The following is a 22,385-nucleotide window of genomic DNA, read 5'->3' on the forward strand; positions in this document are numbered from 1 at the left end:
AAAACAATCATTTTTTATTTGAAGAAATGAAAAAAATAATTTTGATAAGGCACGGAAAATCAGCATGGAATAATCCATTCTTGCAAGATCACGACAGACCATTGGCCGAGAGAGGGCTAAGAGATGCACCAAAGATGGCAATGCGTTTAAAAAACAGAGATGTCAAGCCGGATCTATTTTTGACCTCCACAGCCAATAGAGCCATGAAAACCGCGGAGATTACTGCCGAGGTTTTAGGGCTTCCAGTGAAAATCATTCATTCTGAACCGCAATTATATCATGCCTCTCCTGAAATAATCCTAAAAATAATCAGGAATCAAAATGATAAATACAAGACAATCTTGGTTTTTGGTCATAACCCAGGCTTCAATTATTTTATTGAATTAATGGGAGAAGACATAAACAACTTACCCACTTCCGGGCAATTTGGATTTACTTTTAAAACTGAAAAGTGGGAGAATATCTCTCCTCAAAATGCTAGCTTTTGGTTCTTTGATTTTCCTAAAAAATCAACCTAAGGCAAATCAAACTTTCTTACATCCTGGATGACATCTTGAAACTTTGAGGGATTATCAAATAAGTAGGCGATTTTCTGCGCAACTAGTCCCGGACTACTCAATTTATTATCTTTTTTAAAATCAATAAACTTATCTAATTCGGGAAAATCCTCCACAGTAGATTCGCGAATTTCTCCTTGCATCCCAGTATCTACTATACCCGGGGCCAAACTGAAAAAATGAAAATTATCTGACGCACTCTCTTTTGCAGCAACCTCTGTAAACATAGCCAATGCAGCTTTGGTACTACAGTAGCCAGACCAACCTGCCACTGGTCGAAATGCAGCCCCCGAACCAATATTACAAATGATTTTCTCAAAAGACTTTTCCTTGTATCGTTTGATAAAAGCATTGGTCAGGTACATGGGAGCAAGCAAATTCACATTGACTTGAGAGCGTAGCGCTTTTGGGTTTACTTTTCCCAGTGATTTGATTTTACCTATCCAGCCAGCATTATTTAGCAGTATGATCCTATCAAATTCTTCATCAGGAAAGATCTGATCCAACTTAGACTCTAAAATATCCAAATCAGCCAAATCCAGGCTCAATTGCTGGAGCGTAGGTGATTTGATCTCTAATTTTGTTCGGGAAATCGCCAAAATTTGAAAAGAATCCTGCTTCAGATAGTAATCTAAAACCGCTTTCCCTAAACCCTGGCTATGACCTGTGATGATAAGGAGTGATTTCTTCATAATAAAAAAAGGCACCAAATGATGCCTTGTTTTTTGTTATAAAATATATTGTGAAAGATCTCGGTTTTGAACCAGCGAGGATAGTCTTTCCTGCACCATTTCTTTCGTTACCATGATCTTAGAATTTGCCTTTATGGTATCTGGAACGTCAAACAAGAAGTCATTTAACAAGTGACTCATAACCGTATGAAGTCTTCTGGCGCCGATATTTTCAACCTCTTGATTGATTAAAAAGGCCAATCTTGCTATTTCATCGATTGATTCTTCATTGAACTCCAAATAAACTTCTTCCGCCTCAAACAATGCTTGGTACTGCTTAGTCAAAGCATTCTTTGGCTCTCTCAGGATCATCGCAAAATCCTCCTGAGTTAAACTCTGAAGCTCCACTCTAATCGGGAATCTACCTTGCAACTCAGGAATCAAATCAGATGGTTTAGCCACATGAAATGCTCCTGCCGCGATAAACAAAATATGATCTGTATTGATGACACCATATTTGGTATTTACAGAAGACCCTTCAACAATCGGAAGCAAATCTCGCTGTACACCTTCTCTGCTGACATCAGGTCCACCTCCATTTTTACCTGATTTGGAAGCAATCTTATCTATTTCATCAATGAAAATTATTCCATTGTTTTCAGCCAGCTTAATCGCCTCTTCCTTAACCTCATCAAAATCAATCAATCTGGAAACTTCTTCTTCCATCAAGACTTTTCTAGCCTCAGAGATACTCAGCTTTCTCTTTTTGGTCTTTTTCGGCATCATACCCCAAATCATGTCCTGAAGACCAGCCATGCTCGCATCGTCAATCATACCATTGCCAATCATGCCTATTCCTGTTGGAGAAGAGGCTTTGACATTGATTTCGACCTTCCTATCATCCAACTCTCCATTTCGAAGCTTCTCGCGGAACCTTTCTCGGGTTCTTTCATTTAACTCTTCATCCGTATTTGGCTCAGAATTGGTATCTGCAGGAACTGCATTTCTTGTGAAACCGGCACTTTTTACAGGTGGAATCAAAATATCCAAAATCAATTCCTCTACAGCCTCAGCCGCTTTCGCTTTGACGGCTTCATTTTTCTCTTCTCTGACCAAAGCCACGGCTTGCTCTACCAAATCTCTCACCATGCTCTCTACATCTCTTCCCACATATCCTACTTCGGTGAATTTGGATGCTTCTACTTTTGTAAAAGGTGCATTCGCTACTTTCGCCAGTCTTCTGGCAATTTCAGTTTTTCCCACACCAGTAGATCCGATCATCAAGATATTATTTGGTACAATATCTTTCTGGATGTCAGATTTGACCATTAATCTTCGAATTCTATTTCTCAGTGCAATGGCAACATTTCTCTTGGCATCTTTTTGACCTATGATATATTTATCTAACTCACCAACAATCTGTCTGGGAGTAAGTGATATGATTTGCTCCATGATAATATGTTAATTCAACTGTTAGGCTTTAATCTGTAACCAAAACCTAAAGCTGAAAGTGAAAATATGGTAACTCAGAAAGGACAAAGCATCGCCTGTCCTTCCTTTCGCTTTATGATTTAGTCTCAGGTGACAAAGTGAAAGTCAAAGGTCTTGCAACCTTGGTCTTCAACAGTGCTATTTCCAACACCTCGTCTACCCGATCTACAAAATGAAAATCTATACCCGTAACATATTGAGGGTCGATTTCCTCTATGTCACGCTTATTCTTTTTACAAAGAATAATTTCCTTGATACCGGCTCTTTTCGCAGCCAGAATCTTCTCTTTAATACCTCCTACAGGCATCACCTTACCAATTAGGCTTATCTCACCCGTCATGGCTACCTTGGCTTTGATTTTACGCTGTGTAAACACAGAAGCCATCGCAGTCAACATGGTAATCCCTGCGGATGGACCATCTTTTGGAACTGCTCCAGCAGGAACGTGAATATGTAAATCATATTGATCAAAGATTCTATGATCAATACCCAAAGTTTCTGCTTTTGATTTCAGGTAAGAAAGAGCTGTAACCGCGGATTCTTTCATAACATCTCCCAGTTGTCCAGAGAGTGTTAATTTCCCTTTACCTCTACTGAGGCTAGATTCTATAAATAAGATTTCTCCTCCTACACTGGTCCAAGCTAGGCCTGTCACAACTCCAGCCACAGAATTATCTTCGTAGGTCTCTTTATCGAAAATCTCAGAACCTAGTATTTTTCGCACTGCATCAGGAGTGATTTTTGGACTGTACTCCTCCTCCATCGCAATGGACTTTGCAATATTTCTAATCACTTTCCCGATCGCTCTTTCAAGGCTTCTTACACCTGACTCACGAGTATAATCCTCTATGATTTTTACCAAAGAAGCTTTATTGAAGGAAATATCTTTGGACTTCAAGCCGTGTTCTTTGCGTTGCTTTGGCACCAAGTGACGCTTCGCAATTTCCACTTTCTCCTCTTGAGTATAACCTGTCACTTCAATGATCTCCATACGATCACGTAAGGCAGGCTGAATACTATCCAAAGAGTTTGCTGTGGCGATAAACAGGACTTTGCTTAAGTCATATTCCACTTCCAAGTAATTATCCAGGAAAGTACTGTTTTGCTCTGGATCCAAAACCTCAAGGAAAGCAGAAGAAGGATCTCCTCTAAAATCAGAAGATAGCTTATCGATCTCATCCAACACATAAACTGGATTTGAAATCTTCACCTTCTTCATGTTTTGAATGATCTTCCCTGGCATAGCACCCACATAGGTTTTTCTATGACCTCGGATTTCTGCTTCATCATGCAGTCCTCCCAGAGACATTCTTATGTATTTTCTTCCCAAAGCTGCTGCAATAGATTTCCCTAAGGAAGTTTTACCTACTCCAGGAGGGCCATACAAGCATAAAATCGGGCCTTTTAAGTCATTTTTCAGCTTCAAAACTGCCAGATACTCAATGATTCTTTCTTTGACTTTTTCCAAACCAAAATGGTCTTTATCCAAAATAGCTTTGGCATTTTTTAAGTCAAAATTATCCTGAGTAAACTCATTCCATGGCAATTCAACCATGGTTTCGGCATAATTCAATGCAATTGGATATTCTGCTGCTGAAGGGTTTATTCTCAGGATTTTATCCAGTTCTTTTTCAAAGTGTTTCTTCACTTCTTCTGGCCATTTTTTCAAATCCCCTCGAGCACGTAAATCTTCCACCTCTTTTTCTGGACCTTCTTCACCCAGTTCGGTTTGAAGCACCTTCATCTGCTGGCGGAGAAAATAATCCCTTTGCTGCTGATCGATATCGGTATGTACTTTCTTTTGAATCTCCGACTTCAACTCCAGCATTTGGATGTCCTTCATCATAAATTCCAACAACAATGTAGCTCGGTCCACTCCATCATTGATCTCCAATAATCTTTGCTTGGACTCTACCGCAGCATTGATATTAGAAGACAAGAAATGTGTTAAGAAAGAAGTGTTGTCAATATTATCAAGAGCTACCTGAGCTTCTCTTGGAATTTCCGGGTTCAGATGTAAAATCCTTGTAGCGGCTTCCTTTAAAGACTCCTCTAAAGCTCTGATTTTCTTAGAGCTTTTAGGGAAGTTCTCTTCCAGATAGTTCACTTTAGCAATAAAATAAGGATCATCCGTCACTTGCTCATTGATCTCGAATCTCTTTTTACCCTGGATAATAATGGTAGTATTTCCATCAGGTAAAACGATCATCTTTATGATTTTGGCAAGAGTACCTACTTGATAAATATCATCCCAGGCTGGATCATCAATATTAGGGTTGATCTGTGCACAAACACCGATCAACTTATTCCCTTTCTGGGCTTTCTTTACCAAACGTATAGAACGCTGCCTTCCAACTGTAATCGGAATGACTACACCTGGAAATAAAACAGTATTTCGGACAGATAAAATAGGAAGTTCATCCCCATAAGATTCAGTTCCTTGCTCCTCATTTTCATCATCGGTAATCAATTGGATCAGATCACCTTCTCCGGCAAATTCACCGGTCATTAAATTTTGGAACATTGGATTTTCGAATTGACTCATATAGACATAATGACAGACGGTCTGTCAGGATTTAGCTAACTTATTAGAAGTAACCTTTAAATCAAAAGGTAGCTGCTATAAGGTCAAGGTGTATGCCAAAAGAGGATCTTGCCAGATTGGCAGGCAATCGCTGTTGCATTTAGACTTGACCCGTTTACGATAAGTTTATCTTTAAAACGACAGCTTTAAGCGAAGGGAGATAATTTACAAATTATTTACTCCACCCACCTTCCTACTTTACTGGCAAACTCTATAAAAGTTTAGTAAAGCGCACTTCTTTTTATTTCAATTAAATCCCTGTCGGCATAAAAAAAACCGGAGCTTTCACCCCGGTTTCTAATTGATATTTTGATTGGATTAGTCTCCAGTAAATAACTTCAGAACGTCATTTCCAATGGCAAAAACCATGATTGCTAAAAGGATAACCATTCCTACTTTTTGTGCATTCTCAAGGAATGAATCAGAAGGAGCTCTTCCAGAAATCATCTCATAAAGCAAAAACATCACATGCCCTCCATCTAATGCTGGAATTGGAAGCAAGTTCATAAATGCCAGCAACATAGAGATCAAACCTGTAATGGTCCAGAATTTACCCCAGTCCCAGATATCCCCATAAATTTTTGCCATTCCAATAGGACCACTTACATTCCTGGCAGAAACTTCTCCAGTGAACATTTTCCCCATGGCAACAGCATTATTTATCACCACTGAAAATGCTTTACCAGTCCCTTTGACTATAGCTTCTTGAAACCCATATTTTCTACGAACAGGCTCAATTAAGGCGTTAACGGCAATATCTATGGTACCTCGGTCTGTGACAGCGACTTGGGTTTGAGTAGTATCTCCACCTCTCAACAAGGTCACTTCTGCATTTTGATTTTTAGACTCAGCCAAAGCAGTTTGCAACTGGTCAAAATATTGAATCTCCTGCCCATTGATGGCAATGATTTTATCGTCTGTTGTAATACCTGCTTTTTCAGCTGCACCACCCTTATCGATTACAGATAATTGGAATGGATACCTAATATCCACAAATTCATCGAGTGATTTTTTACTACTAAATGAATTAATAAACCCTCTTGGAATATCTACTTTTATGGTTTCCCCATCACGAATCACGGTATAATAACCGTCACCTTCCAATAAGGCTCCGGGTCCTGAAAGCTCACTTAAGCTAACATAAGGCTCACCATTCAAGTCCACTATCTTATCACCAGTTTGCAAGCCAATGGACTGCCCTAAATCATAAGCGACAATACCATTTTCAATTACCTGATCTCTCGAAAAATAGGTTTCCCCATTATTATAGACCATTACCACAAAAATGATAATTCCGGTAATCACATTGACTATGATCCCTCCTAGCATAACAATCAATCTTTGCCATGCAGGCTTAGCTCTAAACTCCCAAGGTTGCGGTTCAGCAGCAAGCTGCTCGGTATCCATGGACTCATCCACCATTCCGGAAATCTTCACAAAACCACCTAGCGGAATAGCTCCAATTGAATATTCTGTTTCTCCCCATTGAAATCCAGCGATTTTCGGAGGGAACCCGATAGAAAATTTTTCTACTCTCATGCCAAACATCTTGGCTGTGAGCAAGTGACCCAACTCATGCAATCCTACCAGGATAGACAATCCCAGGACCAGCTGACCCACCATTATTAATGTATCCATTATACTTTACGCTTAATTAATTGTTCTGTAATTTCTCTCGCACGTCTGTCCGTTTCCACATAATCCTCAAGATTAGGCTGTAAGATAAACTCAGTTTTCGAAAGTGTCTCCTCTATCAGGTCTGACATTTCCAGAAAACCTACCTCATCTTTTAAAAATGACGCTACTGCTATTTCATTTGCTGCATTCAGGATACAAGGAGCATTCCCTCCTTTTGCTAATGCATCGTATGCCAATTGTAAATTCTTAAATGTTTTCAAATCCGGCTGCTCAAATGTCAATTGAGGATACTGCATGAAATCAAATCTCTCAAAATCACTTTTCAGTCTATCAGGAAAACTCAGTGCAAACTGAATTGGAATACGCATATCTGGCAATCCAAGTTGTGCTTTTAATGACCCATCCTCAAATTGAACCAATGAATGTACGATACTTTGAGGGTGAACAATCACTTCAATCTGATCTGTTTGAAGTCCAAAAAGCCATTTTGCTTCTATCACTTCCAGTCCTTTATTCATCATAGAAGCTGAGTCAATGGTGATTTTGGCTCCCATATCCCAGTTGGGATGCTTCAAGGCCTGAGCTTTGGTTACTGACTCCAAATAAGCTCTATCCTTACCTCTAAAAGGTCCACCTGAAGCAGTAAGGATAATTTTCTCAATAGGATTCTGGAACTCTCCAACCAAACATTGGAAAATAGCCGAATGCTCTGAATCTACCGGGTAAATATTCACACGATTTTCCTTAGCCAGAGCAGTAATTATCTCGCCTGCCACAACTAAGGTCTCCTTATTGGCCAGTGCAATTTGTTTCCCTGCCTTGATCGCCTGTATCGTTGGAATCAGTCCTGAATACCCCACCAATGCAGTCAAAACCACATCGATGGTTTCCATCTCCACTACTTGTGCGATGGCTTTTTGACCGGCATATACTTTTATATCATGAGGTATTAGTGCCTCTTTTACTGTCGTGTATAGAGATTCATTGCCTATCACCACAGCATTTGGATTAAATTCCAATGCCTGCTGGATCAATAAATCAGCATTGTTTTGAGCAGTAAGTACTTCAACGATGAATTCTGAAGAATGCTGGCGAATTACCTCCAAGGTTTGAGTACCGATACTTCCTGTACTACCCAAGATGGCTACGCGCTTTTTTTCTGTCATTCTTTTAGTTTTGAGGGCAAAATAAATATTCCTGAATTTAGGCATTTACCCAATGAGCTGACAAAATTACAAGATGCCTAGACTTTTCCTTGTACAAACCGTCAGTTTTTCCCAAATGGGCTAATTTTTGCTCATTTTTTTTATTAAAAGGGCTACACTTTCTTAAAAAGTGTGAAGTCTTCCAACACATTTTTCTTCACTACGTCAAATTGATAAATTCATTAATTATGAAAAGTCTTATCAAAACTACCGGAGTATCTTTCCTAGCGGGACTTGCAGGAGCTGCAGTTTGGACCCAATTAAACTTGAACGAACCAGCTTATCCACCCAGCTTTTCGACCCACAATAATCCAGAGATGAGCTTGGTCTCCAATTGGGATAAACCCTCGACCAGTACAAGGACCAACCCTCCACTATCATTTGTGGAAGCCTCAGAAAACAGTACTCAATCAGTAGTCTTTATCAAAAACTTTTCTGGTACAGACCCAAGAAGGTACTCCATGTTTGATTACTTCTTTGGTTCTGGACCTTCTCAACAAGTAAGTTCTGGTTCTGGAGTGATCATTTCGGAAGACGGGTACATCGTCACCAACAATCATGTCATCGACCGGGCTGAAACAATAGAAGTCATTCATCAGAAAAAAACATATAAAGCCAAGCTTGTAGGCACAGATAAGAACACGGATATAGCGGTCCTCAAAATAGAAGCAACTAACCTCCCTGCTATTAAAAAGGGAAGTAGTAGAAACCTTCAAATAGGCGAATGGGTTTTGGCGGTAGGAAACCCTTTTAACCTCACTTCTACTGTAACTGCCGGGATTGTCTCAGCAAAAGAGCGTCAAATCAATATTCTTGGAGGAGATTTCCCTTTGGAAAGTTTTATACAGACCGATGCACCAATTAATCCAGGAAACTCTGGAGGAGCTTTGGTGAATGTGAATGGAGAATTGGTTGGAATCAATACCGCAATTCTTTCACGTACAGGATCCTACACAGGTTATGGGTTTGCTGTTCCCGTGGACATCGCTATGAAAGTTTCCAATGACCTCATCGAATACGGAGAAGTTCAAAAAGCTATCCCGGGCATTGAAGCGGTAGAAATCACACCAGAACTCGCTGAGGAAATGAACATCAACACCTTAAATGGAGTGATCGTCACACATGTAGTCAGGGATGGGGCAGCCGAAGAAGCTGGATTACAAAGGAATGATGTGATAACCAAACTTGGGAACCAAGAGATTTCCGGAATGGGTAGCTTTGAGGAAGCCCTATCTTATTATTATCCTGGACAAAATCTGCCCATCACCTATTCGAGAAACGGCAATCAAAAAACTGCTCAACTTAAACTCCAAAACCTCGAAGGTGGAGAAGGGATTCTTAAAAGAGAGTACTACAGTTCCACATTATTAGGAGCAAAACTAGAAGCGGTCAACACGATCGAAAAAGATAAAATGGGGATAGATTATGGGATCAAAATTACCGGTATGACGAGAGGATACCTTAGGGATTTAGGTCTAAGAGAAGGGTTTATTATCACTCAAATCAATCGTGAGCCTGCACTTGACCCTAAAACTGTCGGCAAATTCCTGGAAGATTATAGTGGTAAATTGCTGTTAGAAGGAGTTGCAACGAGTGGGCAACCATTTATGCAAAGTTATTCTATTCGATAATATATTTTGGGGAGCCAAGGAATGTCTCATGGCTCCCCATATTACCTGCTTCTTAAATGGATAAAAGTCGAATTATTGATCCATTTTTTAATAGTAAATCAAGTCATTTTTCGTAATTTAAATCAGAAACTTTTGATGACTTTATTTTAGAAACCCATGAAGACCCTACCACAATCCTGTGAACAATGCTTGGAAGAATTTGATTCTGCATTGGAAGACTTGAGGGTGTACCTTCAACGAGCAAAGAAAAATGGCTTACCGGAGCCTCAGGCACGCGAGCTTATTGTCACCTTTGAGGTTGCTCACGAATTAGCTTTAAAATTGATGTCAAAGTTTCTTCTGAAACAGGGCAAAGGCCCCTATTCAGGTTCCAGAGATTTGACTGCAGAGGCTTTTCATGCCGATATCATAGATGACGGTCAAGGCTGGCTGGACATTGTTATCGATAGAATTAAATATAATCCAGTTTATGAGATTGATACGCAAGAAAAGTTTCTGCATAACATTCAGCATAAATACATTCACTTATTCGAGCGATTTGAAGAAACCATGACTAAAATCTTGAATTAATAATTCGGGATTCCTGCAATAAAAAGAGCGGTTAACTTCCCCAGTTAACCGCTCTTCTTTTTTAAATAAAATAGATTTATTCTTAGTAGAACAAGAATCCTGAAGGTCCTCTCCCCACTTCAAAATTTCTTATTTCAGTCCCATCTTTTGAGTAAACTGTTACTGTTCCATTACCTTGAAATCCATTTGAATTTGCCAAGTACAGCTCATCTCTAGATTGGTCAAAACCGATTCCATAAAAACCTGAACCTTCGATCCAATTTAAATCCAATTCAGGCCCAACTACAGAAACTCTAGCCACTCCATCTACATAATCAGGCCAGCCAGTACTGGTGAGCAAGTAAAATAAATCATCATTTCCAAAAGCAATTCTTCCCGTTGCATTTGCTACAGGCAATGTACTTGTCGTCGCTTTAGTCAGGTTATCCATGTGAAATGACTGAAAGTAAACTTCTTCCGAATCAGTAGAATACAACCAAAGCCTTCCCTCAGACTCAAAAAATTGAGCGGGATGACCATCTACTTCCAATACTTTTATCACTTCCTCTTTTTCAGCATCAATTACTTCTACTTTCCCCTCTTCAGAGCCGGCGACAAACACATATTTACCATAGGTAAATAGATCTTCCGGTTTATTGGAAACTTCAATTTTCTTGCTGACCATTCCGCCATTTACTCCATCTACTACAGCAATGTATGAATCTGGAGTGGCGTAGGATTCATCATATGGACCATAGTCAGAAATGAAAAGCTTGCTATCTGCCACAGCTATAGATCTAGGCTGGTCTAAATCACCAGAAACAGCTCCTAAACTTTTGAACGTTCCGGCATCTACAACTTCAACTTTACCGGTATTTGCTACTAAGTACAAAGCGCCGTTTACAGGAACCATGTCTTCCAAAATCCCTGCAAAAGGCCTCATGTTTTCAGCCTCAAAAATATTGGATTTTAGTACTTCCGTGCTCGGATCCAAATGATATACTTCCCCATCATTGGTCCCAAAATTCCCTTCATTCATGATGAGAATCCCCTGTTCATATTCTCCAAGAGGTTGTTCCGATCCTGAATCATTACAGGAAAAAAGGATGACACTGAGCAAAAATGCCCAGGATAGCTGGTTGAATTTTAACTTCATAAATTGATTGATAAATTAAATTGAAAAGATCTTCCGGGCATGGCCCGCAGGTAGAGCACCTGATAGTCAGTATTGAATAAATTATTGATTTGAATGCTGATAGGCAGGGTCACTTTTCCCCACCTTAAGTTTTGGAAAGAAATCCCTAAATCAAAAAGCTGATAGGGATCCATCAACCTGGGATTATCTGCTGTAATGGCCCTTTGCCCCACATAATAAGTACTCAAATAGGTTGAAATCCCCCCTTTGCCAAGTCGTAATTTGGCATTTGCCTGGTGCTGGGGAGTATAGGGCAGCTGTTTTCCAATTGCAGGATCATTTTCACTAATTCCTTCCGTTGTCACAGCTCTGCTAAAAGTGTAAGACCAATCCAGCCCCCATTTCCAGTCACTAATATTTCCTAAAATACTCCCCTGATATTCCACTCCCTGATTGCTCACATGTTTCAAATTTTCAGGAGTCCATACAGACCCTTTCGGTAGCCAGATGATCCAATTATCCACACTCATCCGATAATAGGTAAGCCCGTTTTGCCATTGAATATCACCCTCCACCTTCCAGTCAATCCCTAACTCACCACTCCAACTTTCTTCTGGAAGTAGTTCAGGGTTGCCTCCTGGCTCCCAAAATCGATCGTTGAGAGTTGGGATTTTAAACCCTTTTCCAATCGAGGTTTTTAGTAAAAGTGAATGCTCTCCTCGTTCCCAAAATCCCCAATCCATACCAATACTAGGTGTCAAAGGCATCAAATCGCCTTGATACATAACCTCTCTGAAATTGGTAGAAAAAGCAAGATTCTCCTTTGCTTGATATTTGAGAGATAAATACCCTTCCAACCTATCATCTTTCTTATCATAGCTACTCAATTCAGCTACCACTCTGGTATATCGTAAACCTCCCTTAAAAGTCCATTTATCTGAAAAGGCTTTATCCCAATCACCTCCTAGAAAATACTGACTCGTTTTGCTTAGCCCTCCGTTGAAAATCAATTCATCTTTCACCATCCCAGTCTTGAACTGTAATACGGAACCATTTCCAAAAATGGAATAATCAAGAACTGCTTTTAAACTTTGATCTTCTTGCTGGTCATGTGAGGTAGAGCCCATCACAGGTTGTATTTCTCTATCAGCTTGGTTAAACCATACCGATGCCTTGAGTTGCTGATTACCTTTCAAGTTCCAAGCTAGATCTTGAACTAGGCCCCATTGTTGTACTTGAGCATGATCTTCTTTTCTTTCTGGCGTGCCGATTTGGCCCAGATCTTTGAAAGTGAAATTATTCTTCGAAAACTCACGATAGAGCTTTGTGGAAAGGCTTAGTTTTTCGTTGGAAAAAGAGCCTTTTAAGTAGGTATTTGCTTTCCCGAAACTTCCAAATTGCTGGCTTAGTGAGGAATGAACACCCTTTGAAAATGAGGAAGCTGAGCCCAAATGCACACTCCCTCCAATTGCTTCATTTCCAAACAAGGCTCCGGCATTCCCAAATTGCAGGCTTGCTTTATCTATCGCCACAATTGGAACAATGGAGAGATCGCTTTGACCCAGAGAAGGGCTATTGATGGGGATTCCATTCCAAAAAACTGCGGTATGTCCAGCAGAAGTGCCTCGAAATGATGGGGAGGCAATCATACCTGCCCCATATTGACGAACAAACACGGGCGACCTTTCCTGCAAAAGATCAGATAAAGTCCTGCCCTGAAATTCTTTTAGCGTCTCTGAATCCCAAGCCTGAACTTTTTGACCCTGTGAAAACCGGTCTAATTCTGGGGCATAGACAGCCACCTCCTCCAGCAGAAGCGTATCCTGAGGTACCGGATTATATCCGAGCATTGCAAATGTCCACAAAAGCAAAATCATGCCTAATCGAAATAAACTGAGCGTTATTCGATTCAGACTTGAAGAGAAAATAGAAGAATTGAATCTTTTCGAAATCTGCATAGCTGATTTCGAGTTCGGTAAATCCTCCCTTGCTTTTCCTCCGAAAGCACAGAATCATCGAAATGGCAGGTCTCCTGGCTTGCTCAATTTTGTCTGCCTTCTCAGTTCGAAAAACACTGAACCAATGGCGAGGATGACAAAATCCTTTGTGGAAAATCCACTGAGCTTACAGTTGCGGGGACAGCTTCGGTTTCTCACCGAATTCCCTATTAATCCCAATTCCAAGTATGCTGTTCATGGGAACCAATTTCGCTGCAAACTTAAAGAGAATCCTATCAAAAAAGAACTTCCCTAAATTCTTTTTTTTGGAACTGGAAATTTCTCAAGCTTACTTTGAAAATTGATTACCTCTCCACCACCATGCATAAGCTTTTAAAACCCCCCTTTATTTTTGGTCTGATTTTCAGCATCTTATCATGCTCTCAGCAGCATGATAAAAAGGAGTTTACTTTAGAAAAAATTGAATTAAAGTATGCCAAAGGATTCCAACTTTTCAAAGGAAATGGCTTTTGGGAGATTGAAGTTTCTCAACCTTGGACGGGTGCCGAAAAATCTTTTCGGTATTTAATTTTAGAGAAAGGAGAAGAAAAACCAACAGGAGATTTTGACGCAGAAATACAGCTTCCTGTTTCTAAAATTGTTGTTACCTCCACCACCCATATTCCACATCTGGACATGCTAAATTCCTCCGATAAATTAATCGGATTTCCAGATACAGATTTAATATCTTCCAAAAAAACAAGGGCATTGGTAGACGCTGGAAAAGTGATGGATTTAGGCTCTGGTCCATCTGCCAATCCCGAAATGACCATAGATACCGATGCCGAATGGGTGATGATTTCAACCCTTGGGGATGATATTCGGTATTTGGATTTATTAAAAAATGCCGGAGTCAATCCTGTCATTAATGGTGAATATGTGGAACAGCATCCCTTGGGTAGAGCCGAATGGATAAAATTCACTGGTGTTCTTTTAGGAAATTTTGAGAAAGCAAGTGAGATTTTTGAAGAGGTAGAAAACGATTATTTCGAGGCAGTAAATCTCACGGAAAACATTCCAGATGACAAGCGTCCTTCCGTTTTAAGCGGAGTGATGTACCAAGACATCTGGTATGCTCCAGGAGCCGACAGTTGGGGTGCCAAAATCCTACAAAATGCTGGGGGAAATTATATTTTCAATGATCAAAAAGGCTCCGGAAGCCTACAGCTTAATTACGAATTTGTCTTAGACCGAGCAATAGACTCAGAGGTTTGGATTGGTTCCTCTGATTTTCCATCTATAAAACAGATGGGTGAGATGGAGCCCAGATATATAGCATTTAAAGCTTTCAAAAATGGAAATATTTATTCTTACACTCAGAAAAAAGGTCCGACTGGAGGACTGGAGTATTTTGAATTGGGATATATGAGACCAGATTTGATTCTAAAAGATTTGATCAAAATACTTCACCCAGACTTAATTCCAGGTTATGAGTTGTATTTTTATCAGCAATTGGATGAAAAATAATAAGACCACATTATTTCTAGTTGGAGGAGCAATACTCCTAATAATAGCTTTCCTGCTCAATGTGAGTTTGGGTTCGGTATATATTTCCATTCCAGAAATTATTCAAGGGATTTTTACTGGAGAATGGGCAAAGACCTCTCACTCACAAATCATTTTGAATTATCGCTTACCAAAGGCCTTAGTGGCGATTTTAGCAGGATTTGGACTGAGTCTGAGTGGTCTTCAAATGCAAACTTTCTTCAGAAATCCACTTGCAGGACCATTTGTACTCGGAATTAGTTCGGGAGCAGGCCTTGGCGTCGCAATACTCATGTTGGCTGGTACAATATTCGGTTTTGCAAACAGCTCTGACTTCAATGCCTGGGCGATCGCTTTGGCAGGTACTTTGGGTGCAAGCCTTGTCTTACTTGCTGTTATTTTTGTAGCCTGGAGAATCAAAGACAGTATGACCTTACTCATAGTTGGGTTGATGTTTGGCTCTGGAGTATCTGCTATTATCTCAGTTCTTTCCTATTACTCAAATGCCGAATCCTTAAAGCTTTTTACTGTTTGGTCCATGGGAAGCCTAGGGGGCTTAGGTTGGTCTCAAGTCTGGGTTTTATGCATCATCATTTTACTGGGAATAATTCCAGTAATTGCCTTAGTCAAATCCTATAATGCCATGTTGCTAGGCGAGTCTTATGCCAAAAGCATGGGAGTAAACCCAACTCGCGTTCGCTGGTTAATGATTATTAGCACAGGGCTATTGGCAGGAAGTATCACTGCTTTTTGCGGACCTGTGGCGTTTATTGGGATTGCTGTTCCCCATCTAGCAAGAATGGTTTGGAAAACAGCTGATCACCGGATCTTATTTCCTGCTGCAGGAATATTTGGCGGGATTCTTTTACTTCTATGCGACTCCATCAGCCAGCTGCCGGGATCTGCTCAAACATTGCCAATTAACGCAGTTACATCACTGATTGGGGCTCCAATTGTGATTAGTTTAGTTTTAAAAAAGAACTTCAGCAAAGAGTTTTGAGTATGAAAAAGGCCGTGATCATTGGACGAGATTTAAGCTTGGGATACCCAAAAGGAGATACTCAAAAATTGATTTTAGAAGGATTAGATTTTGAGCTGAACGCCGGTGAACTCACCTGTCTTCTAGGTCCAAATGGGGTGGGAAAATCTACTTTGATCAAAGGTATATTAGGAGACTTACCCGCTTGGAAAGGGGAACTAACAATCCAAGGAACCAATGTTTCCAACATCCCAAATCTGGAACTAGCAAAAAAGCTTTCTGTCGTATTAACCGAGCCTACTTTTCCTGGTAATATGACAGTAAGCCAACTAGTTTCCTTAGGCAGAACTCCCCATACGGGTTGGTCCGGAAAACTCGATAAAACTGACAAAGAACAGGTAGAAAAGGCGCTGGATTTAACGAAAATAGGCTACCTAAAAGACGAAAGGATTACGGAAATCAGCGATGGTCAAAGGCAAAAAGCCATGATTGCCAGAGCTCTCGCTCAAGATGGAGAAATCATGATTTTAGATGAACCAACCGCGCATCTGGATTTGGTCAATCGCTATGAAATCATGCATCTTTTACAAGAAATTTGTCACCAGGAACAAAAAGCCATTTTGGTGGTCACTCATGATTTGGAGATTGCCCTGGAAACCGCAGATCGATTTTGGTTACTAAATTGTGGAATCCCCCTTATTTCTGGTTTGCCTGAGGAATTGGTCTTATCTGGAAAAATCAATAGTCTTCTCCCCGGAGATAAGTTTCATTTTGACCCTGAAAAAGGTAAAATCGAAAAGAAAGCGCTCCCTCCATCTTGGGAAATAATAGGTGATCCTTCCTCGGTATTTTGGATTCAAAAAGCCCTTTTAAAGCGTCAAATCCCCTCACTTGATCAAGTCATAGAAGTAAAAAACACACCTTTTCAAATTAAGTTTAATGGGAAGATATTCGACAGTCTGGAAAGCTTCTTCGAAAATCTCAAAATTTAATAGCTGCCATACTTCTCAAAACCATTGATTTCCTTAGTTTTGTCAAAAATATCACAAACCCTATAATTTTTATAGAGAATAGTTTTAACAATCCAGAAATTTCATATATTTGTCACACTAATTATTTGTATGACACACGAGCAATTTGCAAGGTATTCGTTTCTTCTGGACCGTACAGCGCGAAAAGTGAAACAGTATGCCCAGCATCAGTTTAAATCAGGAGATTTTGATGTCACAGTCGACCAATGGGTTGTATTAAAAAACCTATCAGAAAATCGAAATCTCAGTCAGACTCAGTTGGCCCAACTTGTATTTAAGGACCACCCAACGCTGACACGGATTATAGACTTGTTGTGTAAAAAAGGATATGTAGAGCGTCTTCCCCACCCCATGGACAGAAGGAGTTTTCAACTTCATTTGACAAAATCGGGAGAAAAGAAAGTAACAGCTTTACGTCCACAAATTTTAGAAATCCGTGAAAAAGCCTGGGAAAATCTCAGCGAATCGGATTTTGAAGAGTTTAAAAGAATCCTGAACACCATCTATAAAAATCTTGGTGGGCAAGGAGCAGAAGAATAAGTAGTTAAGAGCGATTATTAATAAAGCATTCATCCGGGATTTACCCTTTAAAGTCAAAAAACCATGATCAACACTGATATTTGTATCATCGGAGCCGGCCCAGTTGGCCTTTTTGCAATTTTTGAAGCAGGTTTGCTAAAAATGCGTTGCCACCTGATCGATGCACTTCCACAGGTAGGCGGGCAGTTGTCAGAAATCTACCCTCAAAAGCCTATTTATGATATCCCAGGATATCCTGAGGTAAAGGCTCAAGAATTGGTGGACAACTTGATGGAGCAAGCAAAACCATTCAAGCCAACTTTTTCATTGGGTGAGCGAGTAGATCATTTAGATAAGCAGGAGGACGGCTCTTATATCGTTACGACTAGCGATAAAACACATGTGCATGCGCAGGTGATTATCATTGCTGGTGGACTTGGATGCTTTGAACCAAGAAAGCCTGCTCTCGAAAACCTTGAAACTTTCGAAGGAAAGGGAATCACTTACATGGTGAAAAACCCAGAAACTTTCCGTGATAAAAAAGTAGTATTAGCAGGTGGTGGAGACTCTGCACTGGACTGGACTATTTTCCTTGCTAATGTTGCAGAAAAAGTGACTTTGGTACACAGAAATGAAACTTTCCGTGGAGCACCCGATTCAGCTGCGAAAGTTTTTGACTTGGCCAACCAAGGTAAAATTGATTTGATATTGTCTGCCAACTTAAAGACTGTTGGAGGAAATGGTACATTAGATTCTGTCACCCTATTGTCTAAGGCAAAAGAAGAAATAAAAATTGACGCCGATTACTTGATTCCACTATTTGGATTAAGTCCTAAATTAGGTCCAATAGCAGATTGGGGATTGAGCATTGATAAGAATGCTATTGAAGTAGACACACGCGACTACTCTACTGGAGTGGAGCGAATCTATGCAATTGGTGATATCAACACCTATCCAGGTAAGTTGAAATTAATCCTTTGTGGATTCCACGAAGCTGCCATCATGATGCATTCTGCTTTCAAGTATGTGTACCCAGACCAAAAATTAAGTTTCAAATACACAACCGTTAATGGTGTAAATACATTTTAATCGTATTTTTGACAATGGTTAATTTCACAGTAGAAGATCACGACGGGAATCGTCAAGAAATAGAAGCCCCAGATGATATGGGCTTTAGCCTTATGGAAATTCTGAAAGCTTCAGAATATCCTGTTTTAGCCACTTGCGGTGGAATGGCACTTTGTGCCACCTGCCATGTGGAAGTTTTGGAAGGAAAAGATGAATTAGGAGAAGCAACCGATATGGAATTAGACCAGTTGGAAAACTTGCCTGAATATTATCCTACTTCTAGACTTGCCTGTCAAATCCGCATAGGAGATATTTTAGAAGGATCCGTGATCAAATTAAGAGGAGAAGATCAGTAAGTTTTTACTGTGCTAAATATTCTTAAAGCCACTCAGAAATGGGTGGCTTTTTCTTATTTTAAAGCATGAAGAAAATATACTTGTTAGGTATTTTATTCTTATTCATATCTAAACTGATAGCTTGTGAATGCGCAAATGTGAGATTTGACGAGGCATTCAGGAGATCATCGCATATTGCCTCGGGCAAAGTTCTTGAAATCAGTTCATACGATATAGACCCCACTCTTTTACAGGTCAAATTTGAAATTTATGAGGAATTCAAAGGCTCAGGCTTAAATGAATTCTATATCTCAGATCCTCAAAAGGCAGATGGAATGTACCATGTTTACCTGAAAAAGGGGCAGGAATTACTAGTTTACAAAATTTATTCTCGTAATCTCCAATAAGTATCTTGAAGTATCTAAATCATATCATCTCGATTTTTACTAGCTTCTTCGATAATATTTTGAATCATTTTTTGATTCATCTCACAATAGCAGGCTTCTAACTTGAGGTTTCGATCCTTTTTTAAATGTTTATTGCAGAAGATGATGTAGATTAGGTATAATTCAATCAACCTCAAAAATGATGTATCGCTTAATCATATTTGCCTTTTTTATACTTTTATCAAGTACCTCCTTTTCCCAAACTTCTCCTCAGTCCAAAGCTGAATCTCAAGAAATACTTAACCTGATCAATTCCTATTCTAAGTCCAGAGACACAAAAGACACCGTCTTGCTTAAAAAAATTCTTACCAAAGACATTGACCAGTTGGTATCATCAGGAGAATGGCGATCAGGAATTGATACTGCGATCAAAGGAATGATGGAAAGCTCTACCAGTAACCCAGGTGAAAGGACCCTTCATGTGGAAAGAATACGGTATTTAAGCGATGAGGTTGCGCTAGTTGATGCTCGATACGAAATCAAAAACTCAGATGGAAGTGTCCGAAAAATGTGGAGTAGTTTCACAATTGTCGATAAAAAAGGCTGGAAAATTTCGGCCATCCGAAATATGCTTCCGGCAGGAAATTAACTTTTGAAAGGTAGCGTTTTAGGCTTTTTACACGTTTCATTGATGAAATTCAAAGCTAATTATGCGAAAGCTATTCATTCCCCTTCTTCTAATTTTAAGCAGCTGTCAGCTTTTTGATAGTGATCAAAAAGAGTATGAATTATCAGAAATGGATGAGTTATATGAGAGGATCATTTCTATTTCTGAATCAAAAAACTGCACTGATTCTTCTAATTGGAAATTCACTGCGATAGGAAGCAAAGCATGCGGAGGGCCAGCTAGCTATATTGCCTATTCTTCAGAAATTAATGAGAGTGAATTTTTAGACTTAGTCAAATAATACACTAAGCTTCAAAATGAATACAATATCGAAAATGGCATTTTCTCAGACTGCATGTATGTAGGTCCACCTTCTAGAGTTTCCTGCGAAAACGGGAAAGCAGTTTTGACCTATTAATTGGTGAAGATGGTATTGCTCACACCCCCTTGCTCCCCTTCTCCGAGGCGAATTCCTAGTGTCAATTCCAACTCAATTGGTTTTCCTATTTTTTCTTCTATTTCTGATCTGATTTCTTGAAAATCCTCATCCTGAAGATCAGTTTCAGATAAAATGGTGACAGCAAGTCTTAAAGGCTGCATTTTTACTACAGTCACATTTCTAAGCAATCCATGAGGAATCTCTTTTCCACTTAACTCCTGAATAATACGATTTTCACTCACCATTTTGGTAAAACTTAACGCCAAAGGAGTGGCAATCAAGACCAATAATACAACACTGATGATCAAGCCTTTTTTCGCCAGGCGAAAGGGGCTAAACCCTAATGCAAGGAAAGTTAATGCTGCTGCCACAACGATCCCAGCCAAATTGGTTCCAAGCAAAAGCATTGCTCCAAAAAACACATTCCAGTCAGCCCAACCTAAGCCGATTCCAGCCACAGCCAAGGGCGGCACCAAAGCCACAGATATGGCTACTCCCGCCAAGGTTTTTGCAATTTCTTCCTTGCTATAGGCATATGCGCCAGCCATTCCTGAGGCCACCGCAACCCCCAAATCCAATAAATTCGGGCGTATTCGGGCAAGGATTTGATCATTCAAAATCTGAAGCGGAGTAATCCAGGTAATAATCATGGAGAAAATCAATCCTAATATCACTCCCCAAAAAATCGTCACTAAACTATTTTTGATCAGTAAATCATCCTGACGAAGCATCCCCATAGATAGGGAAATAATAGGTGCCATCAATGGAGCTAAAATCATGGCCCCAATGACTACTGGGGAGGAATTACCAAATAATCCAAAGGTTGCAATCATCGTAGATAGCACCATCAAAACCAGATAACTTCCCGTGGTCTGTGAATTTTGTCTAAGAAGTTTAAACAAGTCCTTAAATTCCTCAGAAGTAGCATGCCTTACCCATGGCAAGTAACCTCTAGTCAATTCCTCCTTCAACCTACCTGTAGGAAGTGTGCTTAAGTTTTGTATTTCCTTCCCATCACCAACTTCCTCTTTTCTTACACTGGCCCCTGGCAATAAATGCACCGGGTTCTTTATCATTTGGATATTGATCTCCTCCACTTCTTTTTCTTCCCCATCAATAGCATAATGGATTTCACTATCCACTTTAAGGTTGATTTCTTCGGAGGCGACATACCCTACAAATCTTGGAAGTCGATTGCCTTTAATCGGAAAAAACAAGTTTTGCAAACCAAAGCGGATCATTGAAATCAAACTCTTGGGAGCTAAAATCAAAACATGAATCAACTTATCATTTAAACCGGAATCTTGAATAATTCTCTTGAAAACAACATTACTTTGACATTGGGCGACAGCAAGAATCCCCATTGAGGCTGTGGAGACAGTTTTTTTCTCCTCTTCTTTTTGAGGAAAACTTATATCTACGGCCTGAAGTTTCACTCTTCTAAACAGCTTGGTAAACTGTGTAATTCTATTTTTTAAATCCTTCCAAAAACTACCTGACTTATCCCCATAAAAAATACTTAATGACTCACCGATCACCAATGAATTCAAAACTAACTCCTCATTTACCACCATCAAGTCAATAGGTGGAATCTCTTCCGCTTCATGAATTTCCTCAAGTGCTTTTTCCATGCTCCGGTTGATTCCAAAACCTTTTTGTCCATGAATCAATTCGGGATGTGGTAGCAATGCAATAAATATTTCTTTCTCCTCTAATTGAGTTATTAGCTCTTTCAATTGAGCATCTGAAATCAAGCAGATAAGTAGATCCCCTTTGGAAAAATCTGAGATGTTAAGGTTCTGAAAAGCTATTCCATCATTCGCCCGCTCTCCAAAGTTTTCTTTTGCCTTTTCAAGGACATCCTTTTCTAGCTCATTGTCATAAATAAAAATGCCATTGTCCATCTTTTAAAAATCGCTTGGGTTTAAAATTCTTCCGGAGAACTTATAATTTCCTAAAATTCGATCAGCAAACAACATGTTTGATAAATTATTTCCTACCTACCTGATTGAACTCAA

Annotated in this window: 20 protein-coding genes and 1 riboswitch; of the genes, 12 read left to right on the plus strand and 8 right to left on the minus strand. The window is 39.7% G+C overall.

The window, feature by feature from the left end; translation table 11 throughout:
• Positions 1 to 26: 26 nt before the first annotated feature.
• Positions 27 to 518 (plus strand): SixA phosphatase family protein, encoded by a 492-nt coding sequence (locus ALPR1_RS17245; protein WP_008202613.1) that lies wholly within the window; start codon positions 27 to 29, stop codon positions 516 to 518.
• On the opposite strand, the gene ALPR1_RS17250 is transcribed toward ALPR1_RS17245, so the two are convergent.
• From ALPR1_RS17250 to ALPR1_RS17270, 5 genes are all read right to left on the minus strand, one after another.
• Complete coding sequence (locus ALPR1_RS17250; protein ID WP_008202615.1) at positions 515 to 1,249, minus strand: SDR family NAD(P)-dependent oxidoreductase; 735 nt, start codon at positions 1,247 to 1,249, stop codon at positions 515 to 517. The two genes, ALPR1_RS17245 and ALPR1_RS17250, sit on opposite strands and share 4 nt — an antisense overlap.
• Positions 1,250 to 1,285: 36 nt before the next feature.
• Positions 1,286 to 2,680, minus strand: a complete 1,395-nt coding sequence (hslU, locus tag ALPR1_RS17255) for an ATP-dependent protease ATPase subunit HslU (protein ID WP_008202617.1) — start codon at positions 2,678 to 2,680, stop codon at positions 1,286 to 1,288.
• 112 nt (positions 2,681 to 2,792) lie between these two features.
• Positions 2,793 to 5,243 (minus strand): endopeptidase La, encoded by a 2,451-nt coding sequence (lon, locus tag ALPR1_RS17260; protein WP_008202619.1) that lies wholly within the window; start codon positions 5,241 to 5,243, stop codon positions 2,793 to 2,795.
• Between the two features lie 378 nt (positions 5,244 to 5,621).
• Entirely contained in the window at positions 5,622 to 6,941 is a 1,320-nt protein-coding gene (gene rseP, locus ALPR1_RS17265; RefSeq protein WP_008202621.1) for an RIP metalloprotease RseP, read from the minus strand.
• The gene (locus ALPR1_RS17270) at positions 6,941 to 8,107 is read right to left on the minus strand and encodes a 1-deoxy-D-xylulose-5-phosphate reductoisomerase (RefSeq protein ID WP_008202622.1); all 1,167 of its coding nucleotides are present in this window, start codon (positions 8,105 to 8,107) and stop codon (positions 6,941 to 6,943) included. The genes rseP and ALPR1_RS17270 overlap by 1 nt, the downstream gene beginning before the upstream one ends.
• Before the next feature lie 227 nt (positions 8,108 to 8,334).
• Here ALPR1_RS17270 and ALPR1_RS17275 point away from each other — a divergent pair, with 227 nt between their 5' ends.
• Entirely contained in the window at positions 8,335 to 9,777 is a 1,443-nt protein-coding gene (locus ALPR1_RS17275) for a S1C family serine protease (protein ID WP_008202623.1), read from the plus strand.
• 156 nt (positions 9,778 to 9,933) lie between these two features.
• Positions 9,934 to 10,347, plus strand: a complete 414-nt coding sequence (locus tag ALPR1_RS17280) for a nucleotidyltransferase substrate binding protein (protein ID WP_008202624.1) — start codon at positions 9,934 to 9,936, stop codon at positions 10,345 to 10,347.
• Between the two features lie 82 nt (positions 10,348 to 10,429).
• Here the strand turns inward: ALPR1_RS17280 and ALPR1_RS17285 are convergent, their stop codons facing one another.
• Entirely contained in the window at positions 10,430 to 11,482 is a 1,053-nt protein-coding gene (locus tag ALPR1_RS17285) for a YncE family protein (RefSeq protein ID WP_008202625.1), read from the minus strand.
• Positions 11,479 to 13,338, minus strand: a complete 1,860-nt coding sequence (locus tag ALPR1_RS17290; RefSeq protein ID WP_050776410.1) for a TonB-dependent receptor — start codon at positions 13,336 to 13,338, stop codon at positions 11,479 to 11,481. The genes ALPR1_RS17285 and ALPR1_RS17290 overlap by 4 nt, the downstream gene beginning before the upstream one ends.
• Positions 13,339 to 13,467: 129 nt before the next feature.
• Positions 13,468 to 13,682: riboswitch (cobalamin riboswitch) on the minus strand.
• Positions 13,683 to 13,779: 97 nt separating this feature from the next.
• On the opposite strand from ALPR1_RS17290, the gene ALPR1_RS17300 reads away from it, so the two are divergent.
• The 9 genes from ALPR1_RS17300 to ALPR1_RS17340 all read left to right on the plus strand — a co-directional run bounded on the left by ALPR1_RS17300 (position 13,780) and on the right by ALPR1_RS17340 (position 20,229).
• Positions 13,780 to 14,925: an ABC transporter substrate-binding protein gene (locus ALPR1_RS17300; protein ID WP_008202627.1), complete on the plus strand. Its 1,146-nt coding sequence runs from the start codon at positions 13,780 to 13,782 to the stop codon at positions 14,923 to 14,925.
• Positions 14,915 to 15,943, plus strand: a complete 1,029-nt coding sequence (locus ALPR1_RS17305) for an iron ABC transporter permease (protein ID WP_008202628.1) — start codon at positions 14,915 to 14,917, stop codon at positions 15,941 to 15,943. Before ALPR1_RS17300 ends, ALPR1_RS17305 begins: the two co-directional genes overlap by 11 nt.
• Before the next feature lie 2 nt (positions 15,944 to 15,945).
• Positions 15,946 to 16,914, plus strand: a complete 969-nt coding sequence (locus ALPR1_RS17310) for an ABC transporter ATP-binding protein (RefSeq protein WP_008202629.1) — start codon at positions 15,946 to 15,948, stop codon at positions 16,912 to 16,914.
• Positions 16,915 to 17,043: 129 nt separating this feature from the next.
• Positions 17,044 to 17,493: a MarR family winged helix-turn-helix transcriptional regulator gene (locus tag ALPR1_RS17315; protein WP_008202630.1), complete on the plus strand. Its 450-nt coding sequence runs from the start codon at positions 17,044 to 17,046 to the stop codon at positions 17,491 to 17,493.
• A gap of 63 nt (positions 17,494 to 17,556) precedes the next feature.
• Positions 17,557 to 18,561 (plus strand): NAD(P)/FAD-dependent oxidoreductase, encoded by a 1,005-nt coding sequence (locus ALPR1_RS17320; RefSeq protein WP_008202632.1) that lies wholly within the window; start codon positions 17,557 to 17,559, stop codon positions 18,559 to 18,561.
• Between the two features lie 14 nt (positions 18,562 to 18,575).
• The gene (locus ALPR1_RS17325) at positions 18,576 to 18,896 is read left to right on the plus strand and encodes a 2Fe-2S iron-sulfur cluster-binding protein (protein WP_008202634.1); all 321 of its coding nucleotides are present in this window, start codon (positions 18,576 to 18,578) and stop codon (positions 18,894 to 18,896) included.
• A gap of 65 nt (positions 18,897 to 18,961) precedes the next feature.
• Positions 18,962 to 19,282, plus strand: coding sequence for a hypothetical protein (locus ALPR1_RS17330; RefSeq protein WP_008202636.1), 321 nt, complete (start codon positions 18,962 to 18,964; stop codon positions 19,280 to 19,282).
• 178 nt (positions 19,283 to 19,460) lie between these two features.
• Complete coding sequence (locus ALPR1_RS17335; protein ID WP_008202637.1) at positions 19,461 to 19,910, plus strand: YybH family protein; 450 nt, start codon at positions 19,461 to 19,463, stop codon at positions 19,908 to 19,910.
• 61 nt (positions 19,911 to 19,971) lie between these two features.
• Positions 19,972 to 20,229 (plus strand): hypothetical protein, encoded by a 258-nt coding sequence (locus ALPR1_RS17340; RefSeq protein WP_008202638.1) that lies wholly within the window; start codon positions 19,972 to 19,974, stop codon positions 20,227 to 20,229.
• Between the two features lie 113 nt (positions 20,230 to 20,342).
• Here the strand turns inward: ALPR1_RS17340 and ALPR1_RS17345 are convergent, their stop codons facing one another.
• Positions 20,343 to 22,271, minus strand: a complete 1,929-nt coding sequence (locus ALPR1_RS17345) for a TIGR00341 family protein (RefSeq protein ID WP_008202639.1) — start codon at positions 22,269 to 22,271, stop codon at positions 20,343 to 20,345.
• Positions 22,272 to 22,385 lie beyond the last annotated feature (114 nt).

Source organism: Algoriphagus machipongonensis (genome assembly GCF_000166275.1).
Lineage (GTDB): Bacteria > Bacteroidota > Bacteroidia > Cytophagales > Cyclobacteriaceae > Algoriphagus > Algoriphagus machipongonensis.

Coding starts and splice junctions, on each gene's coding strand:
- ALPR1_RS17320 (WP_008202632.1), top strand. CDS start 17,557: ATGATCAACACTGATATTTGTATCATCGGAGCCGGCCCAGTTGGCCTT.
- ALPR1_RS17345 (WP_008202639.1), bottom strand. CDS start 22,271: ATGGACAATGGCATTTTTATTTATGACAATGAGCTAGAAAAGGATGTC.
- ALPR1_RS17335 (WP_008202637.1), top strand. CDS start 19,461: ATGATGTATCGCTTAATCATATTTGCCTTTTTTATACTTTTATCAAGT.
- lon (WP_008202619.1), bottom strand. CDS start 5,243: ATGTTCCAAAATTTAATGACCGGTGAATTTGCCGGAGAAGGTGATCTG.
- ALPR1_RS17305 (WP_008202628.1), top strand. CDS start 14,915: ATGAAAAATAATAAGACCACATTATTTCTAGTTGGAGGAGCAATACTC.
- ALPR1_RS17275 (WP_008202623.1), top strand. CDS start 8,335: ATGAAAAGTCTTATCAAAACTACCGGAGTATCTTTCCTAGCGGGACTT.
- ALPR1_RS17250 (WP_008202615.1), bottom strand. CDS start 1,249: ATGAAGAAATCACTCCTTATCATCACAGGTCATAGCCAGGGTTTAGGG.
- ALPR1_RS17315 (WP_008202630.1), top strand. CDS start 17,044: ATGACACACGAGCAATTTGCAAGGTATTCGTTTCTTCTGGACCGTACA.
- rseP (WP_008202621.1), bottom strand. CDS start 6,941: ATGGATACATTAATAATGGTGGGTCAGCTGGTCCTGGGATTGTCTATC.
- ALPR1_RS17330 (WP_008202636.1), top strand. CDS start 18,962: ATGAAGAAAATATACTTGTTAGGTATTTTATTCTTATTCATATCTAAA.
- ALPR1_RS17325 (WP_008202634.1), top strand. CDS start 18,576: ATGGTTAATTTCACAGTAGAAGATCACGACGGGAATCGTCAAGAAATA.
- ALPR1_RS17310 (WP_008202629.1), top strand. CDS start 15,946: ATGAAAAAGGCCGTGATCATTGGACGAGATTTAAGCTTGGGATACCCA.
- ALPR1_RS17285 (WP_008202625.1), bottom strand. CDS start 11,482: ATGAAGTTAAAATTCAACCAGCTATCCTGGGCATTTTTGCTCAGTGTC.
- ALPR1_RS17280 (WP_008202624.1), top strand. CDS start 9,934: ATGAAGACCCTACCACAATCCTGTGAACAATGCTTGGAAGAATTTGAT.
- ALPR1_RS17300 (WP_008202627.1), top strand. CDS start 13,780: ATGCATAAGCTTTTAAAACCCCCCTTTATTTTTGGTCTGATTTTCAGC.
- ALPR1_RS17290 (WP_050776410.1), bottom strand. CDS start 13,338: ATGATTTTGCTTTTGTGGACATTTGCAATGCTCGGATATAATCCGGTA.
- ALPR1_RS17270 (WP_008202622.1), bottom strand. CDS start 8,107: ATGACAGAAAAAAAGCGCGTAGCCATCTTGGGTAGTACAGGAAGTATC.
- hslU (WP_008202617.1), bottom strand. CDS start 2,680: ATGGAGCAAATCATATCACTTACTCCCAGACAGATTGTTGGTGAGTTA.
- ALPR1_RS17245 (WP_008202613.1), top strand. CDS start 27: ATGAAAAAAATAATTTTGATAAGGCACGGAAAATCAGCATGGAATAAT.
- ALPR1_RS17340 (WP_008202638.1), top strand. CDS start 19,972: ATGCGAAAGCTATTCATTCCCCTTCTTCTAATTTTAAGCAGCTGTCAG.